This window comes from Niveispirillum sp. (genome assembly GCF_017996735.1).
Classification (GTDB): Bacteria; Pseudomonadota; Alphaproteobacteria; order Azospirillales; family Azospirillaceae; genus Niveispirillum.
Window position 1 is genome coordinate 37,828 of record NZ_JAGOGJ010000018.1, and the last position, 25,401, is coordinate 63,228.

Below are 25,401 nucleotides of genomic sequence, written 5' to 3' on the forward strand. Positions count from 1 at the left end.
AGCCGGAAGGCTTGGGAGGGTGAGGGAATACCATCCCCCCACAGGAAGGCCCCTGAAATGCCCGTCCTTCCCACCAGTATCGATCCGCGCAGCCCGGCCTTCGCCGAAAACGCCGCTTCTATGAAGGCGCAGGTTGATGACCTGCGAGCCACCATTGGCCGCATCGCCCAGGGTGGCGGTGAAAAATCCATGGCCAAGCATCTGGCCCGTGGCAAGCTCAGCCCCCGTGACCGGGTGCACACCCTGCTGGACCCCGGCACCCCCTTTCTGGAATTCAGTCAGTTGGCCGCCTATCAGGTCTATGCCGACGATGTGCCGGCCGCTGGCATCATCACCGGTATCGGCCGCGTCAATGGTCAGGAATGCGTGGTCGTCGCCAATGACGCGACCGTGAAGGGCGGCACCTACTATCCGCTGACGGTCAAGAAGCATCTGCGGGCGCAGGATATTGCGCGGGAAAACAACCTGCCCTGCGTCTATCTGGTCGATAGCGGCGGGGCCAACCTGCCCAATCAGGACGAGGTATTCCCCGACCGCGACCATTTCGGCCGCATCTTCTATAATCAGGCCACCCTGTCGGCCAATGGCGTGCCACAGATCGCCGTCGTCATGGGCTCCTGCACGGCGGGCGGCGCCTATGTGCCGGCCATGGCCGATGAAAGCATCATCGTCAAGAACCAGGGCACGATCTTCCTGGGCGGCCCGCCGCTGGTGAAGGCGGCAACGGGTGAGGTTGTGTCGGCGGAGGATCTGGGCGGTGGTGATGTGCATACCCGCATCTCCGGCGTGGCCGACCATCTGGCCACCGATGACGGCCATGCGCTGGGTATCGCGCGACGCATCGTCGGCAACCTGAACCGGGTGAAGAACCCGGAAGTGGATATCAAGCCGGTGCGTGAGCCGCTTTACAGCGCTGACGACATTTACGGCATCATCCCCACCGACACGCGCAAGCCCTATGACGTGCGCGAGATCATCGCCCGCATCGTGGACGGGTCGGAACTGGATGAATTCAAGGCCAATTACGGTACGACACTGGTCTGCGGCTTCGCCCGCCTGTGGGGCATGCCTGTCGGCATCATCGCCAATAACGGCATCCTGTTCAGCGAAAGCGCCGTCAAGGGCGCGCATTTCATCGAACTGTGCTGCCAGCGCAAGATCCCGCTACTGTTCTTGCAGAACATCACCGGCTTCATGGTGGGTCGCAAGTATGAGAATGCGGGCATCGCCAAGGACGGTGCCAAGCTGGTGACGGCGGTGGCCTGCGCCAATGTGCCGAAGATCACCCTGATTATCGGCGGCAGCTTCGGTGCCGGCAATTATGGCATGTGCGGCCGCGCCTATTCCCCGCGCTTCCTCTATATGTGGCCCAATGCCCGCATCTCTGTCATGGGCGGGGAACAGGCGGCCACCGTGCTGGCCACCGTCCGCCGTGACGGGATGGAAGCGGCCGGCAAGCAATGGAGCGCGGAGGATGAGGCCGCCTTCAAGGCGCCGATCCGCGAGCAGTATGAAAAGCAGGGCCATCCCTATTACGCGTCGGCCCGCCTCTGGGATGATGGCGTTATCGATCCGGCTGATACGCGGTCGGTCCTGGGCCTGTCGCTGTCGGCGGCGCTGAACGCGCCCATTCCGCCGGCGAAGTTCGGCGTGTTCCGGATGTGAGGGGGGATACCATGATCCTGACTGAAATCGATGATCGTGGGGTGGCAACCGTCACCCTGAACCGCCCCGAAATCCACAATGCCTTCAATGAAGAGGTCATTGCCGGCCTGACCGCCAAATTCAACGACCTGGGTGCCAACCCGTCCGTGCGCGTCGTGGTTCTGCGCGGGAACGGCAAAAGTTTTTCCGCCGGGGGCGACCTGAACTGGATGCGCCGCATGGCCGGCTACAGCCGGGAGGAAAACCTGACCGACGCCATCGGTCTGGCCACCATGCTGCGCACCCTGAACGAACTGCCGAAACCCACCATCGCCGTGATCCATGGCCATTGCTTTGCCGGTGCGGTGGGGCTGGTGGCGGCTTGCGATATCGCAATAGCGGCCGACCCGGTGCAGTTTGCCCTGACCGAGGTGCGGCTGGGCCTGATCCCCGCCACCATTGGCCCCTATGTGGTGGCCGCCATGGGCGCGCGCGCCTGCCGCCGTTATTTCCTGACGGCCGAGCGGTTCGGCGTGGCGGAGGCGCACCGCCTGGGTCTGGTGCATGAGGTGGTGGGCAGCGACGGGCTGGACGACGCCGTGGAACGGCAGATCGAACATCTGCTGGCCGCCGGCCCCCTGGCCCTGGCCGCCGCCAAGGATCTGATCCGCGCCGTTGACGGGCCGGTGACCGATGCCATGGTGGCCGACACTGCCGCCCGCATCGCCGATGCACGGTCGGGCGGGGAAGGCCGCGAGGGCCTGTCCGCCTTTTTTGACAAGCGCCAGCCGGGATGGGTGAAATGAGCCGGATTTCAAAAGTCCTCATCGCCAATCGTGGCGAGATTGCCGCCCGTGTCATGCGTACCGCCCGCCGTCTGGGCCTGGGCACCGTCGCGGTTTATTCGGATGCCGACGTAAATGCCCTGCATGTGGCCACCGCTGACCAAGCCGTGCATATCGGCCCGGCCCCGGCCCGCGAAAGCTATCTGCTGGGCGAGAAGATCATCGCGGCCGCCAAGGCCACGGGCGCAGACGCCATCCATCCCGGCTATGGCTTCCTGTCGGAAAATGCGGGTTTCGCCGATGCCGTGGCGGCCGCCGGTCTGGTCTTCATCGGCCCGCCGGCCAGCGCCATCCGCGCCATGGGCGGCAAGTCGGAGGCCAAGGCCCTGATGGCAACGGCCGGTGTGCCGCTGGTGCCGGGTTACCATGGTGAGGATCAGGACGACACGCTGCTGGCGACAGAAGCGGCCCGCATCGGCTTCCCCGTGCTGATCAAGGCATCGGCCGGCGGCGGCGGCAAGGGCATGAAGGTCGCCGGTTCGGCCGATGAGTTCCCCGCCGCTTTGGCCTCCGCCAAGCGCGAAGCCAAGGCCAGCTTCGGTGACGACCGTGTCCTGATCGAGAAATATCTGGCCCGCCCGCGCCATGTGGAAATCCAGGTCTTCGCCGACCGCCATGGCAACTGCGTCTACCTGTTCGAGCGTGACTGCTCCATCCAGCGCCGGCACCAGAAGGTGGTGGAGGAAGCGCCGGCCCCCGGCATGGACCCCGCCATCCGGGCCCGCATGGGCCAGGCCGCTGTCGCCGCCGCCAAGGCCATCGGCTATGTCGGCGCCGGCACGGTGGAATTCCTGCTGGATACGGATAGTTCCTTTTATTTCATGGAGATGAACACCCGTCTTCAAGTGGAACATCCGGTTACGGAGAAGATCACCGGGCAAGATCTGGTCGAATGGCAGCTTCGCGTCGCGGCAGGCGAACCCCTGCCGCTGACCCAGGAACAGCTTGCCATCAACGGCCACGCCATTGAGGTCCGGCTCTACGCCGAAGACCCGGCCAAGGGTTTCCTGCCGCAGACGGGCACGCTGGCGCATCTGCGCTTCCCCGACCAGGGGGACCATGTGCGCGTCGATACCGGCGTGCGGGCGGGGGATGCCATTTCCATCTTCTACGACCCGATGATCGCCAAGCTGATCGTCTGGGACAAGGATCGCGATAGCGCCGTGCGCCGCCTGGAAAAGGCCTTGGCGGAGACGGAGGTGGCGGGTCTGAATGCCAATGTGCCGTTCCTGTCCGCCGTGGCCGCCCATCCGGGCTTCCTGGCGGCCGACCTCGATACCCGCTTTATCGAGCGGTATGAGGCCGACCTGCTGCCCACCGCCACGGCGCCATCGGCCGAGGCGCTGGCCCTGTTCAGCCTGGGCCTAACCCTGTCGCGCCGGACGGGCGGCAATGACCCGTGGGACGCCGTCGGCGGCTTCCTGCTGAATCTGCCCGCCAGCGACCGGATCGAGTGGGCTGAAGCCGGGGAGGAGGGGGTAACGCACACCGTGGATGTCACCTGGGCGCGTCCCGGCTTCACCATTGCCGCCGCCGGCCGCACCCTATCCGTGTCGGGTAGCCTGTCCGCCGACGGCACCCTGTCGGCCACGCTGGACGGCGTGCGTGTCACGGCGCGCTGGGTACGCTGGGGCGACCATGTGACCCTGTTCCATGCGGGCAGCACACGCACCCTGTCGCTGGTCGATCCGCATGCGGGCGCCCACGCTGACCATGGCGGCCATGGCCGCCTGACGGCCCCCATGCCGGGCAAGGTGATCGCCCTGCTGGTGGAGGAGGGGGCGGCGGTGACCAAGGGGCAGCCGGTCATCGTGCTGGAAGCCATGAAGATGGAACACACGCTGAAGGCGCCGTCCGATGGCAAGGTCACCCATCTGCGCTATGCGGTGGGGGATCAGGTCAGCGAAGGCGTCGAACTGGTCGGGTTCGAGGCCGCGTGAGACATGCAGGCTTGCATGAAAATTTCATGTGAGCCCGCTTTCAACTTCATTTCCCTTGGTGCCAAATGGGGGTAGACTTGATTCCCAAGTCGGGCACGGTGAGGAACCACCATGTTCTCTCGAAGGACAATCCTGAGAGGACTGACCGTCGCCGGGACGCTCCCCCTGTGGCGTCCGGCGCTGGCGCGGCCTGCTACCTTCCGCATGGTCTATTTCGGCGATTTCGCTCCCTTCTCGCAACTGGACAGCAGCGGTCAGGTACACGGCATGTTCGTGGATGCGGCCGACAATCTGTTCCGGGACAAGCTGGGGCTCGGGGTGGAGCATCAGGGCTTCCCCTGGGCACGCGCACAGGCCATGGTCCGCAACGGGGAGGCCGATGGTTTCCTGACCGTGCCGACCCCGGAACGGCTTGGCTATGTGCTGGCCAGCGCCCGGCCGGTATTCACCTTCCCCATGTGTGTCATTGCGGCGCCGGACAATCCGCGGCTGGATGCGTTGCGTCAGGTGCGCCGGCTGGAAGATCTGAAGCCCTTCCGTATCGGCCATTATATCGGGTCGGGCTGGGCCGATGCCAATCTGCGCCCGCTGGGGCTGGATATCCAATGGGCGGCGGACCTGACGGGGGCCATGCGGCTGGTCGCCAATGGCCGGGTCGATGCGCTGGTGGACAATGCCGTTTCGATGCGGGTCCGCCTGACCAATACGGAATTCCAGTCACGGCTGGTCGAACTGCCCAATACGCTGACAACCCAGCCCTACCATCTCTGTATCGGCCGCTCCTCCCCCTTCGCGGATATGATGGCGCAGATCGACACCGTCCTTGCCAAGCGCCCCAGCGGCAGCGGCCCCACGGTGGCCAAGGCCACCTGATCCTGATAAATCCTCCTGATATCCCCAACCGGACGTGATCATGCACGACATCCGCCTTGTCGAGGTTGGCCCGCGCGACGGGCTGCAGAATGAAAAGACCCTGGTGCCGCTGGCTACCAAGGTGGAACTGGTGAACCGCCTGTCTGCCACGGGCCTGTCCCTGGTGGAGGCCGGGGCCTTTGTCAGCCCGAAATGGGTGCCACAGATGGCCGACAGCGCCGGTGTGATGCAGGCCATCACCCGCCGGCCCGGCGTCACCTATCCCGTGCTGGTCCCCAATGAAAAGGGGCTGGAGGCGGCGCTTTCCGTGGGCGTGACGGAGGTGGCGGTGTTCGGTGCAGCATCCGAAGCCTTCAGCCAGAAAAACATCAACTGTTCCATCGCCGAAAGCCTGGAACGGTTCCGCCCTGTTATCGACCGCGCCAGACTGACCGGCGTGAAGGTGCGCGGCTATGTCTCCTGCGTGCTGGGTTGTCCCTATGAGGGGGCGGTCGATCCCGCCAGGGTGGCGGACGTGGCGGCCCGGCTGATGGCCATGGGCTGTTACGAGGTCAGCCTTGGCGACACGATCGGCGTCGGCAACCCGCGCGCCGCGCGCGCCATGCTGAAACGTGTGGCCGAAGATGTGCCCACGGGTCGCATCGCCCTGCATTTCCACGACACCTATGGCCAGGCCCTGGCCAATATCCTGGCCTGCATCGAACTGGGTGCCCGTGTCTTCGACGGGGCCGTGGCCGGCCTGGGTGGCTGCCCCTATGCCAAGGGCGCGTCGGGCAATGTCGCGACGGAGGATGTGCTCTACATGCTGAACGGCATGGGCCTGTCCAGCGGCGTGGACCTGGACGCGCTGGCCGCCATCGGCGAATGGATCAGCGGCGAACTGGGCCGACCCAATGGCAGCAAGGTGGGAAGGGCACTGGCGGCGCGGGGATAGGGGGCCGACCCTCACCCTCCCATTGGCTTGACGCCAACGGGCCCCTCCCTCTCCCGCAAGCGGGCGAGGGGCTTAACAAGCTGTCGTGCGGAATTTCGCCCCTCGCCCACGCAGTGGGAGAGGGAGGGGCCCAAGCCCGCCAGGGCTTGGGAGGGTGAGGGAACACCCCCCACTCACCCCGCCTTCATCCGCTCTACCCGGTAATGCGACAGGTCGATACCCGTGGCCCCCGTGGCGATCAGTTCCGCCATGGTCTGGCCCACGCCCGGCCCGATCTGGAACCCGGAACCGGAGAAGCCGAAGGCATAGAACAGGCCGCTGGTCGTGGCGCTCGGCCCCATCACCGGCAGGCTGTCATCCATATAGCCTTCGATGCCGGTCCAGACGCGGATGATGTTCAGCCGCGCCAGGGCCGGCGCCAACCGCCGCAGTTGCTGCAACTGCGTCAGGGTGTTCTGCGGCTTCACGAAGGACCGGTAGGTCTCCGCCACCGCCGGCGCGCGGGTGGACCCGCCCAGCACAATATTGCCGCGCGCCACTTGCCGGAAATAGACGGTTTCCACCTCCAGCGGCGTCATCACCCCCACCGCCGGGGCAATCGCATAGGGGACGGGTTCGGTGACCGACATGGTGGGGCTGCGCGCCGTCAGCTTCACCGGCTCCCCGAACTGCGCCGACAACTCACCCGCCCAGGCACCCGCCGTGATCAGCAGCACGGGCGCCTTGAACACGCGCCCATCCTTGGCTGTCGCGATAAAATCGGTGCCGACCTTGGTGACATGGCCGATGCGGGTATTCTCGAACACCTGTGCGCCCAGCTTCTGTGCCGCCCGCGCAAAGGCCGGGGCCGCCAGACGTGGGTTGGCATGGCCGTCCATGGCGGAATATGAGCCGGCCACCACGTCGGTGCCGAAGAAGGGGAACCGGTCGCGCAGCGCATTGCCGGTCAGGATTTCGAGATCCAGGCCGTTCTGCCGCGCCTCGACGGCATATTCCTCCATCTTGCCGATGTTTTCCGGCCGCTCGCGATAGCAGACGCGGATATGCCCGGACTGGAGATATTCGACATCCGCTCCCAGCAACTCATTGGCCTTGCGCCAGATTTCCAGGGAGCGGTTGGCCAGGTGCAACTGATGGATGGGCCGTCCCTGGCGGCGGACATTGCCGAAATTGGTGCCGCTGGCCTGCCGCCCCACCAGATCGCTTTCGATCAGGGTGACGGATTTGCCATGGGTATGGCGCAGGAAGAAGGCGGCGGAGGAGCCCATAAGGCCGCCGCCGATGATCAGCACATCGCTATGCGTGACGGGATTGGACATCATTCCGCCTCCCCGATGGCGATGGGCAGGGGTTTCACCGGGGCCTGACCGCGCAGACGCCCGGCATCGGCAACCGGGAACTCACCATGCGCGGCGATCACTTCCGCCGCCGCATGCCCGCAGTAACGGCCCTGACAGCGGCCCATGCCGACCCGGCTGAAGGCCTTGGTCCGGTTCGTTTCCGCCGCCCCCGTCACATCCATGGTCCGGCGCACATCACCCACCGTCACGCATTCGCAGCGGCAGAGGATGGTATCGTCGGAAAGGGCGGCCGCCTGCTGGTGCGGCCAGGGGAAAGCCTTGGCCAGACCCCGCGCGAAGCGGCCATAGCGACCCACCTCCCGCCGCAGCATGATGATGGCACCCTGGTCCACGGGCTGACCCAGATCGGACAGCGCCGCCAGGGCCGCCAGCTTCCCCGACGCCTCCGCCGAGCGCGCACCCAGCACACGGGCACCGTCGCCCGCCAGATAAAGCGGCGTGGGCGCGTCGGCGCGGCCATCCGGGTCCCGCACGGGCAGATACTGGCGGGTCAACTCGTCGAACGCGAAGGTGCAGCGGGCCAGATCGGCCAATTGTGTTTCCGGACGCAGATGGTAACCCATGGCGACCGCGTCGGCGGCGAAATGCCGTTCGCTGCCATCACCCAGCCGTACCGTGACGCCCGTGACCCCCGTCCTGGCATCGCCGCTGATCGCCACCGGCGTGACACCGGTCAGCAGCGGCACGCCCGCCGCCTTGATGGCGCGGGTCAGGGCGATGCCATTCCACAGGACCGACGGCAGGGCCAGAAGGTCGGGCAGGGCGGTAATGCGGGCGGTGAAGCTGGACGTGTCCAGAACCGCCGCCACCTTGGCGCCGGCCTTGATATACTGAGAGGACACCAGATAAAGCAGCGGGCCTGTGCCCAGAAACACCACCTGCGACCCGATGGACACGGCCTGCGCCTTCAGCGCGACCTGTGACCCGCCCAGACTATAGGTGCCGGGCAGGTCCCAACCTGCCATGGGCATCAACCGGTCGGTGGCACCGGTACACAGGATCAGCGCGTCGTAGGGGATGGCCTCCTGCGCGGTACCGCTGGCGGTCCAGACATGGCCATCCGCGATGTTCCAGACCAGGGTTTCGGCCCGGTAGTCAATGCGGTCGCGCAAGGCGTCGAACCCGTCATGCACGGACTTGGCGCGGGGCGCCTCCGTCCCGTACAGGTCCGTGTAAGCGCGGCGGAAATTCTCCGGCTGGCGGCGATAGATCTGGCCGCCAGCGCGCCGCCCCTCATCAATGACGATGGGTGTCAGACCGGCGGCGACGATGGTTTCCGCCGCCCGCACGCCGGCGGGGCCGGCGCCGACGATAATCACCCGTGGTTGGCCCATGATGCCCCCGGCTGGCTGGTGGTGACGGACATGCCATCCTCGGCGATGGTGGAACAGGCGCGCAGCCGGTGGCCGCTGTCGGTCCAGACCCAGCAATCCTGGCAGGCCCCCATCAGGCAGAAGCCCGCCCGGTTGCCATCGGTGAATTCCGATTGGCGCAGGGTGCCGCCCGCCGTCAGCATGGCGACCATCAGCGTGTCGCCTTCCATGGCCTGCACGCGGGTGCCGTCGATGGTGATATGGATCGGCGACCGGTCCCTTTCGGCCAGCCGTACGAAGCGCCCTTGGCTCACGATGCTCCCTCCGATGCGCCCTCTGGCCGATGACACAGGATAATGTTGCCGCCCGGCGTCAGGTGCCGGGGCGGGGTGAATTCTTCACAGGTGCCGCAGACACGCCAGGAACAGCGCGGCAGGAACCGGCACAGGTCCGCCCCGTCCTTGGGCTGTCCGATGGCGGGCGGGGCGGGGCGTGCGCCCTGTTCCTCCAGCCAGCCCGGCCGCAATTCAGGCACAGAGCCGATCAGCAGGTCGGTATAGGGATGGCGGGCCACGCCCTCATAGCCCTGCCGCCGGCCCGTCTCCACCTGCGTGCCGGCATACAGCACCATGATGTCGTCGGCGATGGCGCGGACGGTGGCGATATCATGGCTGATGAACAGATAGGCCAGCCCCAGTTCCCGCTTCAGTTCGGCCAGCAGGTCCAGGATGGCGGCCCCCACCACCGTATCCAGCGCCGACGTCACCTCGTCGCACATGATCAGGTCGGGTTTGGCGGCCAGCGCGCGGGCCAGATTGATGCGCTGCTTCTGCCCGCCCGACAGGCCGCCGCAGGCACGGTCGGCCAGCGATGCCGGCAGCTTGATCAGGTCCAGCAGTTCCGCCACACGCCTGGTCGCCGCCGCGCCCTTCAGCCCATGATAGAAGGTCAGGGGCCGCCCGATGATGTCCCCCACCGAATGGGCCGGGTTCAACGCCGTATCGGCATTCTGGAACACCAGCTGGATGCGCCGGAATTGTTCCTTGTTGCGCATGGACAGGGCCGGTGGCAGGCGGGCGCCGTCGAAATTCACCGATCCGGAGGTGGGCGGCAGCAGGCCGGCAATCACGCGGGCCAGGGTCGACTTGCCTGACCCGCTTTCCCCGATCACGCCCAGCGTGGCGCCACGCACGATGGTCAGGTTGATGTCGCGCAGGATGGGCGTGGCGGCATAGCCGGCGTTCAGTCCCTTGATCTCCAGCAGCGGGGCGGCTGCCCCCTTCGGTGCCTCCACCGCTACCCGCTCAGGCCGCGCCGCCGCCATCAGGGTGCGGGTATACTCGTCCTCCGGCTGCTGCAGCACCTGGACCGCCGAACCGTTTTCCCGGATGCGGCCCTTGTTCAGCACCACGATGGCGTCGGCCATCTGCGCCACCACGGCCAGATCGTGGGAGACATAGACGGCCGTGGCGCCTTGTTCACGCACCGCCTGCTTGAAGGCGCGCAGCACCTCGATCTGGGTGGTGACGTCCAGGGCGGTGGTCGGCTCGTCCAGGATGACCAGTTCCGGCCCCGTGATCAGGGCCATGGCGGCCATCAGGCGCTGCAGCTGCCCGCCCGAAAGCTGATGCGGATAGCGCTCACCGATGCTTTCGGGGTCGGGCAGGGCCAGCGACCGGAACAGGGCAACCGCCTTGGTCTCCGCCGCCGCGCGGTCCATGCGCCCATGGTTCACGGCGGGTTCCACCACCTGATCCATGATGCGCCTGGAGGGGTTGAAGGACGCCGCCGCCGACTGCGCGATATAGGACACTCGGTCGCCGCGCAAGGCCGCCAGCCCGTCCTCGTCCAGTGACAGGACATCGGTATCGCCGACCCGCACCGATCCGCCCGCGATGCGGCAGCCCAGGCGGGCATAGCCCATCAGGGCCATGGCGATGGTGGTCTTGCCCGACCCGCTTTCCCCGATCAGGGCCAGCACCCCGCCGCGCGGGATGGAGAAGCCGACATCCGCCACGATGGTGGTGCCGCCTGCAACGACATTCAGGCCCCGGACCTCGACATGTGTTTGCATGGCTTATTCCTTCCCCGCGATGCGGCGGCCGCGGCCGGGCAGTGAGTCGATCAGCAGGTTGACGCCCACCGTCAGGGTGGCGATGGCGATGGCCGGCATCAGGATGGCGGGCGCCGCCTCGCCCAGGCCGGAAATGTTCTCGCGCACCAGCGACCCCAGATCGGCATCCGGCGGCTGCACGCCCAGACCCAGGAAGGACAGGCCCGACAGCAGCAGCACGATGAACACGAAACGCAACCCGAAATCGGCCAGCATGGGATGGATCATGTTGGGCAGGATTTCGCGCAGCGCGATATGAACGGCCCCTTCGCCCCGGCAGCGGGCCACCTGCACATAATCCATCTGCGCCAGATTGACGGCCAGCGAACGGGCGATGCGGAAGGCGCCGGGGAAATAGGTGATGGACGCCACCAGCAGCAGCAGCGGCAGGGAGGAGCCGACCACCGCCACCAGCACCAGCGACAGGATCTTGGACGGGATGGAAATCAGTGTATCGACAAAGCGGCTGATCCCCTCGTCCACCCAGCGCGGGCTGACCGCCGTGACCAGGGCCAGCGCCGTGCCCGTCGTGCTGGCCACCAAGGCTGCGGCCAGCGCCAGCCCGACAGAGTAGCGCGCCCCGGACAGAAGCCGGCTCAGCACATCGCGGCCCAGATAATCGCTGCCCAGCGGATGGGCGGCGGTGAAGCCGGCGAACACGTCATGGGCCACGAAGGCACCGGGGTCATAAGGCGCCAGGAACGGTCCGAAAACCGCCAGGAACAGCCAGAGCATCACCAGCGACAGGCCCACGCGGCCACTGCCGGACAAGGCTTTCACCCAGGATCGGATGGCGTTCTTCATCGGTTGCGCAGCCTCGGGTTGGCCAGGATGGCGGCGGTATCGGCCACCAGCGCCAGCAGCAGATATGCCGTGCAGAAGATCATGGCGCAGGCCTGGAGCAGCGGCATGTCGCGGCTGGTGACGGCATTCACCATCAGGCTGGCCAGACCCGGATAATTAAAGATCGTCTCGACGATGATGGCCCCGCCCAGCAGATAGGACAGCGACAGCACCATGGCATTGACGATGGGGCCGATGGCGTTGGGCAGCACATGGGTCAGCACCACGCGCGCCGGCTTGATACCCTTCAGCAGCGCCATCTCCACATAAGGCTGGTTAAGCTGCTGGATGATGGCGGCGCGGGTCATGCGGGCCATCTGGGCGATCACGATCACCGACAGGGACAGGATCGGCATGGCCAGCGAACGCAACACCAGCCAGGGGCTGGCATCGGCGGGGATCAGCGCGATCGACGGCAGCCAGCGCAACTGGACGGAAAAGATCAGCACCGCCACCGTGGCCACCAGGAATTCCGGCAGGGCCACCATGGACAGGGTCGCCACATTCAGGCCCCGGTCCAGCCTTGTGTCGCGGTGCATGGCCGACAGGATGCCGATGGTCAGCGCCACCGGCACCGACACCAGGGCCGACAAGGCCGCCAGCAGCAGCGAATTGGGCAGGCGCGCGGCGATGACATCGGCCACGGCCATGTTCGCCACCAGCGAATACCCTGGATCACCGGTCAGCATACCCACCAGCCAACGCACATAGCGTTCCGGTGCGGGCCGGTCCAGACCGAACTTTTCCCGCAGCGCCGCGACCGCATCGGCGGTGGCCGCCTGGCCCAGCATTTCCTGCGCGGCGTCGCCGGGCAGAAGCTGGGCGATGAAAAACACGACAAGCGAGACCAGAAGCAAGGTCAGCGCACCCGACGCGATGCGTTTGCCGATCAGGGGCAGGGCGGTGGCCAGCAGGCCACGGGTCGCGGGTCCGGCCATGGCGATCAGCCCTCCCACCAGACATGTTCAGGAAATTTGTAGCCCATGAACCCGCCCAGCGGGATGGGACGCAGGCCCTTGACCCGCTTGTCGAACCCGTCGATCAGGTTGATGAAGACGGGGATGGCGGTGCCGCATTCGGCCGCCACGATTTCCTGCATCTCGCCATAGATTTCCTTGCGCAGCGCAAAGTCACCCTGGGCGCGGGCTTCCAGCAGCAACCGGTCGAACCGTTCATTCTTCCAGCCGGTTTCGTTCCAGGCGGCATCCGACTTGAAGAACTGGCTGAACACCAGATCGGCCGTGGGCCGCGGGTTGGTGTTGCCGAAGCCCAGCGGATGCTTCATCCAATGGGTGGACCAGTAGCCATCCGCCGGCATGCGGTTCACTGCCAGCTTCACCCCCACCTTGGCACCATATTCCTGCAAAACCGACGCCATGTCGACCGACCCCTCGGCCGCCGGCGAGCAATAGAGCGGCAGCGGCGTTGAGGGCAGGTCGGCGTGGGCGAAATGGTACCGCGCCTTGTCCAGATCCAATGTCCGTTGCGGCAGATCGGCACGAAAGAACGGGTGAAACGGCGGGATCGGGTGATCGTTGCCGATGGTGGCGTAATCCCGGAACAGCGCCCGGTTCACCAACTCGCGGTCGAACAGATACTTCATGCCCAGCACAAAATCCGGGCTGCCCGTGGGCTTGCCGTCGCGGCGCATGATCAGGTTGGTGTAAAGGCCCGAGGGCGTGACCAGCAGATCATGCGTGCCGCTTTCCCGGATGCGGCGGGTGGAGCGTGGATTGACCGCGATGATCATCTGCACGTCGCCCGACAGCAGGGCATTGACCCGCGCCACCTCATCCGGGATGCCGATCAGTTCCAGACTGTCCAGAAAGGGGCGGCCCTCGCGGAAATAATCCTCGTTGCGCACGCCGACGGTGCGCACGCCGGGCTGGAACGTCTGGCATCGGAACGGGCCGGTACCGTTGGCTTTGCTGAAATCCGTGGTCCCGGCCTTGATGATGCTGAAATGCGACTGCGCCAGGATCGACGGCAGATCGACATTCGGGCTGGTCAGCACGATCTCCACATCGCGCGGCGACACGGCCCGGACAGAGGCCATCTGCGACGCGATGGGCTTGACCTTCGATCCCGATGCCGGGTCCTGCAGGCGCAGCAGGGAGAAGACCACGTCATCGGCGGTCAGGCTGCTGCCGTCATGGAACGTCACACCCGGACGCAGGACAACGTGCCAGGTCATCTGGTCTGCGCTGTCCAGGCTTTCGGCCAGGCAGAGATAGGGCTGGCCATTCTCGTCATAATCCGTCAGCCCGTTATAGAACATGGCGTGACGGCAATAATCGGTGGACAAGGCCCCCTTGGCGGGGTCCAGCGTATCGGCGGTGGAACTGGACATGCAGGCGGCCGTGACATGGCCGCCGCGCCGGGTCTGTGCGCCGGCCAGCCGGGGCATCAGCAGCGGCATCATGCCGGCGGCCAGGCCTGTGCCCAGCATCTGGCGTCGGGAAAGGCGCATGGGGCCCCTCAATGCAGGATGTCCTGGATACGATAGTAAAGGCCGACCAGCGGCAGGAACCAGGGCTTGCCCAGATGGCCCGGCACGGGCGGCCAGGACAGATCGGCCCAGGGATTGGCCGAACGGTCGCCGCCCATGACCCGGGCCATGCGCTCGCCCATATGCACCGCCATCTGCGTGCCATGGCCGCTATAGCCCATGGCGTAGAAGATGCCGTCATGCTCGCCGGCGCGCGGCAGGCGGTCGGCCGTCAGGTCGACCATGCCGCCCCAGCAATAATCCACCCGCACATCCTTCAGCGCCGGGAACATCTCCCGCAGCGTCGCATCCAGAATGCGCCCGCTCTTGGCGTCCGACAGCGGGTCCGACACGGCAAACCGGGCGCGGCCGCCGAAGATCAGGCGGTTGTCGGGCGACAGGCGGAAATAGTTACCGATATTCTTGCTGGTGACATAGTTGCGCTTGCCGGGGAACAGGCCGGCCGTCAGCGCCTCGGGCAGGGGCTCCGTCGCGATCACGAAGGACCCGACCGACACGATGCGCCGCCGGAACCAGCCGAAGGGACCGACGGGGCTGGCCCCGCCCGTGGCCACCAGCACCTGTTTGGCCTGGATATTTCCCTTCGGTGTCCGAAGTTCCCAGCCGCCGCTGGCGGCATTGGTCAGGCCAACGACCGGTGCGCCTTCATGGATGACGGCCCCTTTTCGCGCCGCCGCCTCGGCCAGACCCACGCCGAACCTGCCGACATGCAACTGGCCGCTGGTGGTCTGCAGCAGGCCGCCATGAAAGGCGTCGGACCTTATTTCCGACGCCAGATCGGCCCGCGACAGCAGGCGGACATGGGGATCGACGGTCGCCAGCGTCTCCGCCGCGCGGGCCAGCTTGTCATAATGTTCCGGCTTGGCTGCCAGCTTCAGCCGGCCGCAGCGGCGAAAGGAACAGTCGATCCCTTCCTCGCGGGCGATCCGTTCGACATCATCCACGGCATCGACATGCGCCTGATAGAACTTCCGCGCCGTCTCCACCCCGAAACGGCCGGCCAGGGCGGCGAAGTCGTGGGCGGTGCCGCTGTTGCACTGGCCGCCATTGCGGCCCGACGCCTCGCCCACCACCCGGCCTGCCTCCAGCACCATGACGCTGGCGCCTCGCTTTGCCAGGGCCAGGGCTGCCGACAGGCCGGTGAAGCCCCCCCCGATGACAGCCACATCCACGCGCCCCTCAACAGGCCCCGCGGCCCCGCCGGTAAAGCGGGGGGCCGTGTCCAGCCAGTAGGAAAGGGTTTGCGAAGCGGTCATGGACGATCACCGGGTTGCGATTGTGAAAGCTGCTTGATGGTATTGCTGCGACCTTCGCCGCTCCTCTCCTCATCCCCGCGGAAGCGGGGACCCGGCGCAGAGCGGCGTCTGCCGCGATACCGGTCATATCGGCGCTGACTGCGCCTTATGCCGGGCCCCCGCTCATCAAGGGGGTGACACAAAAGCGCGTTAACGGATAACTCACAGCCCCAGCAGCGCCGGCAGGATGCCGATATGCGGGATTTCGTAATCGCGATAATTGGGGTTGGTCGGCTCATGGCCGCGCGCCACGAAGACGCGGGCGCCAAAGCCCAGGTCGGTCGCGCTGTTCTGGTCATAGCGGAAGCTGGAGGAGACATGCATCATCTCCTCCGGACCGCAGCCCAACTGGTCGAACATATATTCGAACGCCTGGAAACGCGGCTTGTAGGCCTGGGCCTGCTGCGCGGTATAGACGCGATGGAACGGGGCACCCAGCAGGGCCACATTGTGGTGGATCTGCTCGTTCATGGCGTTGGACAGGATGACCAGCGGGATTTCCTTGGCCACCTTGGACAGGCCGGCCGGCACATCCGGATGCGGGCCCCAGGTGGGCACGGCGTCATAGATGCGGCGGGCTTCCTCGGGCCGGAATTCGACCTTCCACTTCTTGGCTGTGCGCTCCACGGCATTGTGGATGACCTGATCATAGGGCTTCCAGGCGCCCAGCACCTCGTCCAGGCGATAGGCGGAAAAGTCCTTGCAGAACTTTTCCATATGTTCCGGCGCGATACGGTCCGGGAACATCTCGCGCGCCATCTCCGACATACGGAAACGGGTCAGCGTGCCATAGCAGTCGAAGGAGATGTATTTGGGCCGGAAGGGGGCCATGGCGTCGTCTTTCCATTGCTGCGGTGAAGATCGGGAGGGGCCGTCCAGCCCCCTGCACAAGAGATATTAGGCCATGGCGGAACCGGAACATCTGTCTGAAAGCGGGGAGGGGACGGCAGGGAATGCGGATTTCCCCGGCACCGGTGCGGCATGTTCTGCCGCACCATCTTCCGCTCAATATCCCCGCGTCCGGTCCACCTGTCCCTGCATGGTCTGGCCGGCCTGATGGCGGCGGATATTGGCGATCAGAACCTCCGCCGACGAATCATCGCGGGTCTGGCTGGCCACATGCGGCGTCAACAGGATACGGGGATGCGACCAGAACGGATGGTCGGCCGCCGCCGGCTCGGTATTCAGCACATCGATGACGGCACCCGACAAATGGCCGCTATCCAATGCGGCCAGCAGATCCGCCTCCACCAGATGCCCGCCACGCCCGACATTGATGATGGCGGCACCGCGCGGCAGAAGATGGAAGCTTTTGCGGCACAAAATGCCGCGCGTGTCCCCGGTCAGCGGCAGCAGGCAGATCAGGATGTCGCAGCCCGACAGAAAGGCGGGCAGGGCGTCGGCACCCGCGAAGATTTCCACGCCCTCGACCGTGCCACCCGACCGGCTCCACCCGCGCAGCGGAAAACCGAAGGGACGCAGGGCCGCCAGCACTGCCTTGCCCAGATTGCCCAGCCCCATCACACCGACCCGCCGTCCGTCCGCCGGCAGCAGGGGACGTGGTGCCCAGCGGTGGTCAGCCTGCGCCTGCCGGTAATCCAGCATCTCGCGGTGCAGGGCCAGGGTGGCGAAGGTGGCGTATTGCACCATGCCGTCGGTCAGGCCCGGCTCCATCATGCGAACCACCTTCACCGGGGCCGGCACCTGCGACAGGTCCAGTTGATCCACCCCGGCCCCCACGGAGAACAGAACCTCCAGGTTCGGCAATCCGTGCAGCAAGTCGCGGGTCACGGTCCAGGCCGCCAGATACCGGATATCGGCGGCGTCGCCGATATCCGGCCAGGTCCGGAACGGCACATCGGGCGCCAGCCGTGCGAAGGCCTCACCCCAGACACGGCCCCGTTCGGCCGATGATTTGAACAGGAAAGCCATGGGATATGCTCCTGCCGGGACAAACAAAAACCCCCGCCCAGGGGGAACCAGCGGGCGGGGGTGTCGAGTTTACAAGGAGTGGTACAGGGATCAGAAGCTGTAGCTGACCCGACCGGTGACGGTGCGCGGCGTACCGGGCGCCACCCACAGTCGGGCGTAGGAAGAAGCGTAGTAGCGCTTGTCGAACAGGTTGTTCACATCGACCGACACCTTGACCTGCTCCGTCGGCTCGTAAGAGGCCTGCAGCTTCACCAGCGTGTAGCTGGGCAGATAGAAGCTGACACCCGTCTCACCCAGGCGCTTGGAGACATGGTTGATGCCGCCACCGACGCTGGCGGTACCCTCGCCAAGCTCGAAATCCTTGAACAGCATCAGGTTGGCCGTGTGCTTGGGCACATTGATCAGCGGGTCACCCTCGCGGATCGGCAGGGCGAAGTTGGGGTCCAGGAAATCCTCCGCCACCTCGGCATCGGTATAGGCATAGGTGACGAACAGGCGGGTATCAGCCGGCAGCTTGGCGTTCAGGTCGAATTCCACGCCCTTGCTGCGGGCGGACCCGACGGCCATGGAGAAGCCGGCATTGACGGGATCGGCCGTCAGCACGTTGGTCTTCTTCATGGTGTACAGCGACACCGTGCTGTTCAGCTTGCCGTCATCGCTCTCATACTTGGCGCCCACCTCGTACGACTTGGACTTTTCCGGCTCGAACAGAGTGCCATTGGCGGAACTGCCGCTGTTGGGGCGGAAACCCTTGCCATAGCTGGCATAGAGGCTGATCTCGTCCGTGGCGTTATAGACGATGCCGCCCTGCGGGCTGAATTCCTTGTAGGAGCGGACCTTGGGATTGGTGGCCGACAGGGCGACGGCATTGTCCCGCAGGTCGCGCTTGAAATCGTCATAACGGCCGCCGAAGCGGATCTTGAAATTCTCCGTGATGTCGATCTGGTCCTGCAGGTAGATACCCCAGGCGTCCTGAACCTCGTGCGTGTTGGTCAGCACGGCGTTGGGCGTGGGCAGGTTGCCATAGACGGGATTGAAGACGTCGATGGCATTGTTGGCCGTGGTGATCGGCCGGCCGGCGGTATAGGCCGGCGGACGGTAACGGCGCTGCAAAGTGTCGATGGTGAACTTGTCCCAGTCGGCACCCGTGATCAGGTGATGGGTGAATGCGCCGGTGGTAAAGGTGCCGGACAGTTCACCGCGCACCACGCCATGTTCAGTGTCATAGTCGCGCTGGCGGCGCTGACGCGACAGGTACTGGTTGGTGGAATTCAGCGTCTGGCGCCCACCCGCCAATTCGGCCTCGGTGGAGAAGCCTTCGAAGGAGGTCTCCTTATAGCTGCCGCCCAGCAGCAGTGACCAATCGTCAGCCAGGTCGTGCTGCAACTGCACCTGATGGCCCAGCACGTCGATCTGGATGGGGCCGTCGCCCGGTTCACCCAGGAAACGGGCGCGGGGCAGGGCGCCCAGATCGCCGTTCACGGCCACGATGCCACGGTCGAACGGCACCTTCTGGTCCACATATTCCATCTCATAGGACACGGTCGTGTCCTCGGTCAGGACCGCCAGGATGGAGGGGGAAGCGACCAGCTTCTTGCTGTCCAGTGTGTCGCGGAAACTGCCCGCATCCTCATACGCTGCGTTCAGGCGGATGGCGATGCTTTGCGTGACGGGGCCGGTGATGTCGCCTTCGACACGATAGGTGTCATAGCTGCCGGCCGAGGCGGCGACGCTGCCCTTGGTCTTGAATTCCGGCTTCTTGGTGATGATGTTCACCGTGCCGCCGGGTTCGCCACGGCCGAACAGGGCGGAGTTGGGGCCTTTCAGCACCTCGATCCGCTCCACGTTCGACGCGTCGCGCGGGCCGCCGTAACCACGGCCGCCATTGAAGCCGTTGACCAGGAAGCCGCTGGGGAAGTTCTCGTCGCCGGCGAAGCCGCGGACCGCAAAGCTGTCCCATAGGCCGCCGAAATTATTCTGCTTGGCGATGCCGGAAGCCAGTTCCAGGGCGCCTTCCAGCTTGGTGATGCCCAGATCCTGGAGCAACTCACCGTCAAGGACCTGGATGGCCTGCGGCGTCTCTTTCAGGGCGACATCGCCGCGATAGGCCTGACGCTGGCCTACGACAATGATTTCTTCCAAGGCGCCATCGGCGGGTTGGGCGGTCGCCACAGGGGCGAGAGCCACGCAGGCGGCGGTGGCGGCAAGCGCCAGGCGGAACCGGTTAGTCGCATACATCGTTGATCCCCTTTGTGAAGCTGCTCCGCTGTTCACTCTTCGCGGCGCTGGCCCTGCCGGGCCGTTATTTCGTGCCGCCTGTTATGTTATAACGTTCCTCTGGGGCAAGACCTTTTTTGAATGACCCGCGGTCTCTTTCCCCTCACCCGATCAGCTTAGGCCGTACGGCAGATAATTTTGCTCGAAGCGGCCGGTTGCGGCGGTGTGTTGTATTGTTGTAGGGCTCAAATGCGCGGATTATGCCGGGGCGAAAACCCGCGCTTTTTCGGCGCGCTTACAGGTATTTCAGCCACCAGATGTCGCGGCGGCGCTGCTTCAGGCCCGCGAACCAGCGGGTGGGCAGGTACAGCGGCACCAGCAGGATGGCGACCCAGACCCAGACGGTGGAGACATTGTCCACGCCGAAGAACTGACCCTTGTTCAGCCCGTACAGGGCGACCGCGACCAGATACAGCGCCTTCAGCACATAAAGGTGCAGAAGATAGAAGAACATGGGCGCACCGCCGAACATGGCCAGGTACGGCATGATCCGGCTGTCCTGATACTTCTCGAACAGCGCCAGCAGCAGCACGCCCGTGCCCACCGTCGGCAGCAGGAACAGCAGCGACGGCGGATATTTGGTCAGCGACAGGAAGGCCATGACACTGTGCAGCGTGTCGACGCCCGGCACCCAGGGCTTGTCGCCATAGATGTTCAGCGCACGGATCACCACAAACCCCGCCAGCATGATGCTGCCCGTCAGGATCAGACGGCGGCGGCGGACCAGCGCGTCGGCCCCCCTGGCGAACCAGGGACCGGTGGCATAGCCCAGCAGGATTACGCCGATCCAGGGCAGGATGGGGTAGGTGGTCTTGGCGATCAGACCGCCGCCCAGCTCGATCACCGACCGCTGGTGCAGCACGGCCCAGATCTCAAAAAAGGCATCGCCGGGCGCCAGCCGGATCGGGTCCAGCAGATTATGCCCCAGCACAATGACCAGACCCAGCACCACCTGCGCCGCGCGCGGCAGATGCAGCAGCCCGGCCAGCGCGATCATGGAAATGCCGATGGCCCAGATTACCTGCAGCCAGAAAGTCTGCGGCGGGAACTGCGCCGACCAGGCGAAGCCCACGAAGGTCAGTTCCAGGAAGATCAGGAACAGCCCGCGCTTCAGCAGGAACATGGAGGTCTCGGCCTTGCTGTGCGACTGGCCGTAAAGCCAGGCCGACAGGCCGGTCAGCGCCACAAAGGTCGGTGCGCAGAAGGTGGACAGAAGGCGCGTGAAGAACAGCGCCGGGTCCGTGGTCGTCGTATCGACCGGGTCCGTCACCTGCATGTGCAGGAACCAGGTTTCCCGCACATGGTCCACCAGCATAAAAACCATGACCAGACCACGCAACGCGTCGATCGCCACCAGACGCGCATGTGCCTTGGCGGCGGCCAGTGTCCTGCCGGCACCGGCTGCTTTTGTCTGTCCGTCCATACCCGTAATGCTGGTCATGCCGTGAACCCCCGTCCGCTGCGATGCGCCTTTTTCCGGCGTCTTGGATCAGATTATCCCTGCATGCGGTGCGTATATGCGGAAATACGGGGGGCGGCAGTCAATGCTGCCGAAATGGGCGCGGTGGACAGCAGGCGGATATTTCGATCAATGTCGAAATGACTCTTGACTGCGTCGTGATAATTCGATAATTCTCGAATTATGGAAAAGACACAAGCCATCGATGCCCTGTCCGCACTGGCCCAATCCACCCGGCTGGAGATTTTCCGGCTGCTGGTGCGGGCGGGTCCGGACGGGTTGAATGCGGGGGAAATCGCGGAACGCCTTGGCGTTGGCGCCTCCACCCTGTCGCATCACCTTGCCACGCTGGACCGGGCGGGACTGCTCCGGTCCTGGCGGGTGCAGCGGCAGATTTTCTACGCCACCGACTATGCGGGGACACGCCGTCTCCTGGCCTTCCTGATGGAAGATTGCTGCCAGGGCCGGCCCGAACTCTGCGGGGAAGGGGCGGGCAGCGTGGCCTGTGTCGTTGAACAGAAGGAACACACCGATGAAACGCCTGCACCTGCATGTGGCTGTTGACGATCTGGCCCAGTCCGTCCGTTTTTACTCCACCCTGTTCGCGGCCCAGCCCACGGTTCTGAAGGATGATTACGCCAAGTGGATGCTGGACGATCCGCGCGTGAATTTTGCCATCTCCATGCGCGACAGCACGCCCGGCGTTGAACATCTGGGCATCCAGGTGGACAGCGCCGATGAACTGGCCGAAGTCTATGGCCGCCTGCGCCAGGCTGACGCGCCGGTGCTGGAAGAAGGGCACACGACCTGCTGCTATGCCAAGTCGGAGAAGTCCTGGGTCACCGACCCGGCCGGCCTGTCCTGGGAAGTCTTCCATACCTATGACGGCAGTGCGACCTATGGCGGCGGCGCCACGGCCATTGACCCGCGCCTTGCCTCCACCGCCGCACCCACGACGGTGCCGGTGGTGAAGGCGAAATCCGCCTGCTGCGGCCCCGCCGCCTGAGCCTTTCCTGCTCGTTATTCTGATCCGGAGATCCGCCATGCTGGACACTGGCGTCTACAGCGTGCTGTTCCTGTGCACCCATAACAGCGCTCGTTCCGTCATGGCGGAATCCATCCTGAACCGGATGGGGCAGGGGCGGTTCAAGGCCTATAGCGCCGGCAGCCATCCGTCGGGCCGCATCAATCCGTATGTCCACGATCTGCTGACCCGGCTGGGCTATGACCTGTCGGGTGCCCGGTCCAAGGACTGGTCGGAATTCGCCCAGCCTGGCGCCCCGGTCCTGGATTTTATCATCACCGTCTGTGATCAGGCGGCGGGAGAGGTTTGCCCCATCTGGCCCGGCCGGCCGATGACGGCGCATTGGGGCTTTCCCGATCCGTCCTCGGCCACCGGCACCGATGCCGAAAAGGCGGCCTTCACCGCCGATGTCTATCGTATGATCGAGCGCCGGCTGGCCATCTTCACCAGCCTGCCGCTGGCCACGCTGGACCGGATGGCATTGAAGCGCCGGATGGATGCGATGGGCCGGGACAACGAAGCATGATCCGTCCGCCCCTGTTGCAGGCCCTGGTCGCAGAGGGGCTTGGCACCGCGCTGCTGCTAGCCGTGATCGTCGGATCCGGCATCATGGGCTGGCGGTTGGCCGGCGGCAATGGCGCCATCGCCCTGCTGGCCAACGCCATTGCCACCGGTGGCGCGCTGGTGGCCCTGATCCACATGTTCGGACCGCTGTCGGGTGCGCATTTCAACCCAGCCGTAACGCTGGCGCTGTCGTCCACGGGTCATTTCCCGTGGACACGGGTGCCGGCCTATCTTGCGGTACAAGGGATCGGCGCCGTGTCGGGCGTACTGCTGGCCCACGCGATGTTCGACCTTACCCTGCTGCAAATGTCCGCGACCGTCCGCACAGGTCCCGGTCAATGGCTGTCGGAAATGGTTGCCACCCTGGTTCTGCTGACCATCATCCTGCGCGCCCTGCGCAGCGGCACGATGGCGGTTTTGCCCTATGCCGTGCCATTGGCCGTCATGGCCGGTTACTGGTACACGGCCAGCACGGGTTTCGCCAATCCCGCCGTCACCCTGGCCCGCAGCCTGACCGATAGTTTTGCGGGCATCCGCCCGCTGGACGTGCCGGGCTTTATCCTGGCCCAACTGGCGGGCCTACTGGCCGCCCTGGTCCTGGATCGCGCCCTGCGCCCAACTGCAATAAGATAAGTTCTATAAAACCAATCCGCCTTGACCATGAATGATCAAGGCGGATTTTCTGTTGAGCGTGTTTCGGTGGCTTTGGGGTCGGTTTGAACGTGCCGGTGGCTGAAGCACGTTGCGATCTTGTGCGTTTGGGTGGGGAACTGTCCCGGACCTATTCCTCGACGTCGTCAAATAAATAAGGCGTTCCAGGCGGCCCCGGCCCCGTCATTCCTTCCGGCGTTTGGCCTTGTCCAGTTCGGCACGGCTGGCCCAGTGGGAATGGGTGCCGCTGCTGATCTTGTGCGGCAGGGCGATACGGCAGACGGGGCCGTCGGCGAACCGCTTGCAATCCACCAGGATACATTCCGACGTGCCCTGGTTCTCATCAATGATGAAGCTGACCAGATAGCCGTCATCCTCATCCTTTGCGTTCACGCGTGGGGCGAAGGGGCTTTCGCTGGCATAACGGCCCTCGGGCAGGGTCAGGGTCCAGCTCTCGCCTGTCACCAGATCATGCTTCACATAGCCGTTGAACAGGAACCAGCCTGGCTTGGTGGTGGTGGAATAGGCGTAGCGGTAGGGACGGCCGGCATAGGTCTGGTTGAACATGCCGAATTCCAGGTTGCGGTCGTCCAGCCTTTGTTCCGTCGTCTGCCCGGTCGCCAGATTAAAGCGCCAGCGGTGCAGCTTGGGGCGGAAACTATGTTCATCGATGAAGGCCATGAAATGGCCGTGCTCATCCTCGCGCGGCAGGGGGCCGGGCTGCGGGTTTTCCTGGAAATACCCGTCCAGCACGACCTCGTCCCCCTCCTCATAGCAGTTCAACCAGTGCAGGACATAGGTGGGTTCCGCCTCGAACCAGCGGATATCCTCGGTCTTGCCATGGCGCGGGATCAGGGCGAAGCGGGACTTCATCTCCGGATGGAAGCGGCTGACATGCAGGCCCTTGGCCAGCAGCGACGGTTCCCAGAACATCGGGAAGTCGTTCAGGATCGACCAGTTCCGGCTGAACGCCATGTCGTGCGGCAGGCGCGGCCCCGGCAGCGGGATGGGGACATAGTTGGTCACCTGTCCGTCGGCGTCCAGCACGCCGTAATGCATATAGGGGGCGTGGGTCGAATAGTTGAAGAACAGCAGTTCGCCCGTCGCCTCGTCCACCTTGGGATGGGCGGAGATGCCGTCCAGCGGCACCCAGGGCGCCACGCCCGACTGTTCCAGCGTTTCCGGGTCCAGCACATAGGCTTCCCCGCACTGGTAGAAGGTGGAAAGCGCCTTGCCGGCATGCACGATGATATCGGTGCTGGAACTGTCCTTCACGCCGCCATGGGCGCCGAAGCCGGGGCGCGTGGACACGCCCGGCCGGTCCATGATGCCGCCCCACAGCGACCTTCCGGCCTGCTGCTCGGCCTGGAAACAGCGGGTGCGCACGAAGCGGTTGCGGTAGGACGCCTTGCCGCCCCGGAAATCGATCTGGTGGATCATGCCGTCGGCGTCGAACGGATGGTGCCGGCCCAGCGGCTCATGCACCTGGTTTTCCGTATTGCGCAGATAGACTCCGTCAATGTCGTCGGGAATGCACCCTTCGATCACGGTCAGGTCCCAGGCATTCACCTCCTCCATCAACGGGGTCCAGGCACCGTTCAGATAGGGATGGTTGCTGGGACGCAGGCTCGACACGATCGGCGCCAGACGCACGACATTCATTTCCAACCTCTTGTTCTTGATGGACAGCCACGGACATGACGACAGGGTATCCACCTTCCGATTAACACTATTAGTATGTTTATGCAAGTTAGAAAATTTTGCTCAGTGCCGTTGATTAAAGCAGTTTTCTGACGCATAGATGTGCCTTGCATACTGATACCA

General features: G+C 65.1%; 22 protein-coding genes. 9 read left to right on the forward strand and 13 right to left on the reverse strand.

What is annotated here, in order from left to right; genetic code table 11:
- Positions 1-57: 57 nt before the first annotated feature.
- From KBA48_RS08645 to KBA48_RS08665, 5 genes are all read left to right on the forward strand, one after another.
- Positions 58-1,665 (forward strand): carboxyl transferase domain-containing protein, encoded by a 1,608-nt coding sequence (locus KBA48_RS08645; protein ID WP_292905245.1) that lies wholly within the window; start codon positions 58-60, stop codon positions 1,663-1,665.
- 11 nt (positions 1,666-1,676) lie between these two features.
- Complete coding sequence (locus tag KBA48_RS08650) at positions 1,677-2,450, forward strand: enoyl-CoA hydratase/isomerase family protein (protein ID WP_292905247.1); 774 nt, start codon at positions 1,677-1,679, stop codon at positions 2,448-2,450.
- Positions 2,447-4,429 (forward strand): acetyl/propionyl/methylcrotonyl-CoA carboxylase subunit alpha, encoded by a 1,983-nt coding sequence (locus KBA48_RS08655; protein WP_292905249.1) that lies wholly within the window; start codon positions 2,447-2,449, stop codon positions 4,427-4,429. The genes KBA48_RS08650 and KBA48_RS08655 overlap by 4 nt, the downstream gene beginning before the upstream one ends.
- Positions 4,430-4,540: 111 nt before the next feature.
- Positions 4,541-5,302: an ABC transporter substrate-binding protein gene (locus tag KBA48_RS08660; RefSeq protein ID WP_292905251.1), complete on the forward strand. Its 762-nt coding sequence runs from the start codon at positions 4,541-4,543 to the stop codon at positions 5,300-5,302.
- A gap of 40 nt (positions 5,303-5,342) precedes the next feature.
- Positions 5,343-6,236, forward strand: a complete 894-nt coding sequence (locus KBA48_RS08665; RefSeq protein ID WP_292905253.1) for a hydroxymethylglutaryl-CoA lyase — start codon at positions 5,343-5,345, stop codon at positions 6,234-6,236.
- A gap of 173 nt (positions 6,237-6,409) precedes the next feature.
- Here the strand turns inward: KBA48_RS08665 and KBA48_RS08670 are convergent, their stop codons facing one another.
- From KBA48_RS08670 to KBA48_RS08725, 12 genes are all read right to left on the reverse strand, one after another.
- Positions 6,410-7,558, reverse strand: a complete 1,149-nt coding sequence (locus KBA48_RS08670) for an FAD-binding oxidoreductase (protein ID WP_292905255.1) — start codon at positions 7,556-7,558, stop codon at positions 6,410-6,412.
- Positions 7,555-8,931, reverse strand: a complete 1,377-nt coding sequence (locus KBA48_RS08675) for an FAD/NAD(P)-binding oxidoreductase (RefSeq protein WP_292905257.1) — start codon at positions 8,929-8,931, stop codon at positions 7,555-7,557. Before KBA48_RS08675 ends, KBA48_RS08670 begins: the two co-directional genes overlap by 4 nt.
- A complete protein-coding gene (locus tag KBA48_RS08680) occupies positions 8,913-9,224 on the reverse strand; it encodes a (2Fe-2S)-binding protein (RefSeq protein ID WP_292905259.1) in 312 nt (103 codons plus the stop codon). Before KBA48_RS08680 ends, KBA48_RS08675 begins: the two co-directional genes overlap by 19 nt.
- Positions 9,221-10,984, reverse strand: a complete 1,764-nt coding sequence (locus KBA48_RS08685; RefSeq protein WP_292905261.1) for an ABC transporter ATP-binding protein — start codon at positions 10,982-10,984, stop codon at positions 9,221-9,223. Before KBA48_RS08685 ends, KBA48_RS08680 begins: the two co-directional genes overlap by 4 nt.
- 3 nt (positions 10,985-10,987) lie before the next feature.
- Entirely contained in the window at positions 10,988-11,827 is an 840-nt protein-coding gene (locus KBA48_RS08690; RefSeq protein ID WP_292905263.1) for an ABC transporter permease, read from the reverse strand.
- Positions 11,824-12,804: an ABC transporter permease gene (locus KBA48_RS08695; protein ID WP_292905265.1), complete on the reverse strand. Its 981-nt coding sequence runs from the start codon at positions 12,802-12,804 to the stop codon at positions 11,824-11,826. Before KBA48_RS08695 ends, KBA48_RS08690 begins: the two co-directional genes overlap by 4 nt.
- A 5-nt stretch (positions 12,805-12,809) precedes the next feature.
- Positions 12,810-14,336, reverse strand: a complete 1,527-nt coding sequence (locus KBA48_RS08700) for an ABC transporter substrate-binding protein (RefSeq protein ID WP_292905267.1) — start codon at positions 14,334-14,336, stop codon at positions 12,810-12,812.
- Between the two features lie 8 nt (positions 14,337-14,344).
- Positions 14,345-15,631, reverse strand: coding sequence for an FAD-binding oxidoreductase (locus tag KBA48_RS08705; RefSeq protein WP_292905269.1), 1,287 nt, complete (start codon positions 15,629-15,631; stop codon positions 14,345-14,347).
- Positions 15,632-15,832: 201 nt separating this feature from the next.
- Positions 15,833-16,501, reverse strand: a complete 669-nt coding sequence (locus KBA48_RS08710; RefSeq protein ID WP_292905271.1) for a haloacid dehalogenase type II — start codon at positions 16,499-16,501, stop codon at positions 15,833-15,835.
- A 174-nt stretch (positions 16,502-16,675) separates the two neighbouring features.
- The gene (locus KBA48_RS08715; RefSeq protein WP_292905273.1) at positions 16,676-17,602 is read right to left on the reverse strand and encodes a glyoxylate/hydroxypyruvate reductase A; all 927 of its coding nucleotides are present in this window, start codon (positions 17,600-17,602) and stop codon (positions 16,676-16,678) included.
- 90 nt (positions 17,603-17,692) lie between these two features.
- Positions 17,693-19,840: a TonB-dependent receptor gene (locus tag KBA48_RS08720; RefSeq protein WP_292905275.1), complete on the reverse strand. Its 2,148-nt coding sequence runs from the start codon at positions 19,838-19,840 to the stop codon at positions 17,693-17,695.
- Between the two features lie 274 nt (positions 19,841-20,114).
- Positions 20,115-21,320, reverse strand: coding sequence for a DUF1624 domain-containing protein (locus KBA48_RS08725; RefSeq protein WP_292905277.1), 1,206 nt, complete (start codon positions 21,318-21,320; stop codon positions 20,115-20,117).
- A 201-nt stretch (positions 21,321-21,521) separates the two neighbouring features.
- Between KBA48_RS08725 and KBA48_RS08730 the strand changes: the two genes are divergently transcribed.
- From KBA48_RS08730 to KBA48_RS08745, 4 genes are read left to right on the forward strand one after another with little or no spacing between them, the layout of a single operon-like run.
- Positions 21,522-21,902, forward strand: a complete 381-nt coding sequence (locus KBA48_RS08730; RefSeq protein WP_292905279.1) for a helix-turn-helix transcriptional regulator — start codon at positions 21,522-21,524, stop codon at positions 21,900-21,902.
- The gene (locus tag KBA48_RS08735; RefSeq protein ID WP_292905281.1) at positions 21,871-22,344 is read left to right on the forward strand and encodes an ArsI/CadI family heavy metal resistance metalloenzyme; all 474 of its coding nucleotides are present in this window, start codon (positions 21,871-21,873) and stop codon (positions 22,342-22,344) included. The genes KBA48_RS08730 and KBA48_RS08735 overlap by 32 nt, the downstream gene beginning before the upstream one ends.
- A gap of 37 nt (positions 22,345-22,381) precedes the next feature.
- Positions 22,382-22,888 carry an arsenate reductase ArsC gene (locus KBA48_RS08740; protein WP_292905283.1) on the forward strand — a complete coding sequence of 169 codons (507 nt, stop codon included), beginning with the start codon at positions 22,382-22,384 and terminating at the stop codon, positions 22,886-22,888.
- On the forward strand, positions 22,885-23,559 hold the full coding sequence (locus tag KBA48_RS08745; RefSeq protein ID WP_292905285.1) for an MIP/aquaporin family protein: 675 nt from the start codon (positions 22,885-22,887) through the stop codon (positions 23,557-23,559). Before KBA48_RS08740 ends, KBA48_RS08745 begins: the two co-directional genes overlap by 4 nt.
- 201 nt (positions 23,560-23,760) lie before the next feature.
- On the opposite strand, the gene KBA48_RS08750 is transcribed toward KBA48_RS08745, so the two are convergent.
- Complete coding sequence (locus tag KBA48_RS08750) at positions 23,761-25,239, reverse strand: carotenoid oxygenase family protein (protein ID WP_292905287.1); 1,479 nt, start codon at positions 25,237-25,239, stop codon at positions 23,761-23,763.
- Positions 25,240-25,401 lie beyond the last annotated feature (162 nt).

Bases quoted from the DNA above. Each gene is read 5' to 3' on its own strand.
- KBA48_RS08750 (WP_292905287.1), bottom strand. From the start codon at position 25,239: ATGAATGTCGTGCGTCTGGCGCCGATCGTGTCGAGCCTGCGTCCCAGC.
- KBA48_RS08675 (WP_292905257.1), bottom strand. From the start codon at position 8,931: ATGGGCCAACCACGGGTGATTATCGTCGGCGCCGGCCCCGCCGGCGTG.
- KBA48_RS08685 (WP_292905261.1), bottom strand. From the start codon at position 10,984: ATGCAAACACATGTCGAGGTCCGGGGCCTGAATGTCGTTGCAGGCGGC.
- KBA48_RS08650 (WP_292905247.1), top strand. From the start codon at position 1,677: ATGATCCTGACTGAAATCGATGATCGTGGGGTGGCAACCGTCACCCTG.
- KBA48_RS08745 (WP_292905285.1), top strand. From the start codon at position 22,885: ATGATCCGTCCGCCCCTGTTGCAGGCCCTGGTCGCAGAGGGGCTTGGC.
- KBA48_RS08740 (WP_292905283.1), top strand. From the start codon at position 22,382: ATGCTGGACACTGGCGTCTACAGCGTGCTGTTCCTGTGCACCCATAAC.
- KBA48_RS08660 (WP_292905251.1), top strand. From the start codon at position 4,541: ATGTTCTCTCGAAGGACAATCCTGAGAGGACTGACCGTCGCCGGGACG.
- KBA48_RS08700 (WP_292905267.1), bottom strand. From the start codon at position 14,336: ATGCGCCTTTCCCGACGCCAGATGCTGGGCACAGGCCTGGCCGCCGGC.
- KBA48_RS08670 (WP_292905255.1), bottom strand. From the start codon at position 7,558: ATGATGTCCAATCCCGTCACGCATAGCGATGTGCTGATCATCGGCGGC.
- KBA48_RS08690 (WP_292905263.1), bottom strand. From the start codon at position 11,827: ATGAAGAACGCCATCCGATCCTGGGTGAAAGCCTTGTCCGGCAGTGGC.
- KBA48_RS08645 (WP_292905245.1), top strand. From the start codon at position 58: ATGCCCGTCCTTCCCACCAGTATCGATCCGCGCAGCCCGGCCTTCGCC.
- KBA48_RS08655 (WP_292905249.1), top strand. From the start codon at position 2,447: ATGAGCCGGATTTCAAAAGTCCTCATCGCCAATCGTGGCGAGATTGCC.
- KBA48_RS08725 (WP_292905277.1), bottom strand. From the start codon at position 21,320: ATGACCAGCATTACGGGTATGGACGGACAGACAAAAGCAGCCGGTGCC.
- KBA48_RS08705 (WP_292905269.1), bottom strand. From the start codon at position 15,631: ATGACCGCTTCGCAAACCCTTTCCTACTGGCTGGACACGGCCCCCCGC.
- KBA48_RS08735 (WP_292905281.1), top strand. From the start codon at position 21,871: ATGAAACGCCTGCACCTGCATGTGGCTGTTGACGATCTGGCCCAGTCC.
- KBA48_RS08695 (WP_292905265.1), bottom strand. From the start codon at position 12,804: ATGGCCGGACCCGCGACCCGTGGCCTGCTGGCCACCGCCCTGCCCCTG.
- KBA48_RS08710 (WP_292905271.1), bottom strand. From the start codon at position 16,501: ATGGCCCCCTTCCGGCCCAAATACATCTCCTTCGACTGCTATGGCACG.
- KBA48_RS08730 (WP_292905279.1), top strand. From the start codon at position 21,522: ATGGAAAAGACACAAGCCATCGATGCCCTGTCCGCACTGGCCCAATCC.
- KBA48_RS08720 (WP_292905275.1), bottom strand. From the start codon at position 19,840: ATGTATGCGACTAACCGGTTCCGCCTGGCGCTTGCCGCCACCGCCGCC.
- KBA48_RS08665 (WP_292905253.1), top strand. From the start codon at position 5,343: ATGCACGACATCCGCCTTGTCGAGGTTGGCCCGCGCGACGGGCTGCAG.
- KBA48_RS08715 (WP_292905273.1), bottom strand. From the start codon at position 17,602: ATGGCTTTCCTGTTCAAATCATCGGCCGAACGGGGCCGTGTCTGGGGT.